The 1,492-nt window shown below is 66.5% G+C and carries 1 protein-coding gene; it reads left to right on the forward strand.

Annotated features, from left to right (window positions below; all coding sequences use genetic code 11):
* Window positions 1–151: 151 nt before the first annotated feature.
* Window positions 152–1,423 carry a glucose-1-phosphate adenylyltransferase gene (glgC, locus tag FKP22_RS30140; protein ID WP_141291891.1) on the forward strand — a complete coding sequence of 424 codons (1,272 nt, stop codon included), beginning with the start codon at window positions 152–154 and terminating at the stop codon, window positions 1,421–1,423.
* Window positions 1,424–1,492 lie beyond the last annotated feature (69 nt).

A 1,492-nucleotide genomic window follows, 5' to 3' on the forward strand; every position in this document is an offset into this window, starting at 1 on the left:
GAAGCGGCTGCCGGTGCGCCCGATGGGCTTTCAGCATGCGAGCTGCCGCCTCGAAGCGTGCAGGTCTGGTGCAGCGCCGCGTTGGCGCTGACGCCGCTCGTGAACCCGGCCGCGCAGGTGGCCTTCGATGGAACGAACGGAGACTGATGTGATGGACTTGAACCGCAGTGCGAACAGCCGTTGGCTGGCCCGGCGCACGCTCGCGCTGGTGCTGGCCGGCGGGCGTGGCTCGCGCCTGATGAACCTGACCGACAACCGCGCCAAGCCGGCAGTTCACTTCGGCGGCAAGTTCCGCATCATCGACTTCGCACTGTCGAACTGCCTGAACTCCGGGCTGCGCCGCATCGGCGTGATCACGCAGTACAAGTCCCACTCGCTGCTGCGCCACCTGCAGCGCGGCTGGAGCTTCATGCGCAACGAGATGGGCGAGTTCATCGACCTGCTGCCGGCACAGCAGCGGACCAACGAAGAGCACTGGTACCGCGGCACGGCCGATGCGATCTGGCAGAACCTGGACATCATCCGCAACTCCACGCCGCCCGAGTACGTGGTGGTGCTGGCCGGGGACCATGTCTACAAGATGGACTACTCCATCATGCTGGCCGACCACGTGGCCAACGGCCGCGGTGTGACCGTGGGCTGCATCGAGGTCTCCTGCGAAGAGGCCACCGGCTTTGGCGTGATGGCGGTCAACGAGCAGCGCCACGTCACCGCCTTTGTCGAGAAGCCGGCCGTGCCACCCACGCTGCCCGGCCAGCCCGGCCGATCGCTTGCCAGCATGGGCATCTACATCTTCAGCGCCGACTACCTGTTCCGCCTGCTGGAGGAAGACGCGCTGGACCCGAACTCCAGCCATGACTTCGGCAAGGAGCTCATTCCGCGCGCGGTCGCGGAGGGCCAGGCGCTGGCGCATCCATTCTCGATGTCGGCCATTGCCAACCCGCCGTATTCGCGCCCGTACTGGCGCGATGTGGGCACCGTGGACGCCTACTGGGCCGCCAACCTGGACCTGGCTTCGACCACGCCCGAGCTGAACATGTACGACCGTGACTGGCCGATCTGGACCTACCAGGAGCAGCTGCCGCCGGCCAAGTTCGTGCACAACCAGGAAGACGGCCGGCGCGGCCAGGCGGTGGACAGCCTGGTCTCGGGCGGTTGCATCGTCTCCGGCGCCACGGTGGTCGACTCGGTGCTGTTCTCCAACGTGCTGCTGCGCTCCTACAGCCAGGTCACGCGCAGCGTGGTGCTGCCGGACGTGCAGATCAACCGCCACTGCCGAGTGCGCAATGCGGTGATCGACCGGCGCTGCAAGCTGCCCGAGGGCCTGGTGGTCGGCGAAGACGCCGAGCTGGACGCCAAGCGCTTCTACCGCAGCCCCAACGGCGTGGTGCTGGTCACCCGCGACATGCTCAGAAAACTCTAAGGAAGCCAATCGATGCGGGTGCTGCAGGTCTGCGCTGAAATTTTTCCCTTGCTCAAGACGGGCGGGCTG

It is taken from the genome of Ideonella azotifigens (assembly GCF_006519715.1).
In the GTDB taxonomy this organism is placed as follows: Bacteria; Pseudomonadota; Gammaproteobacteria; order Burkholderiales; family Burkholderiaceae_C; genus Ideonella; species Ideonella azotifigens.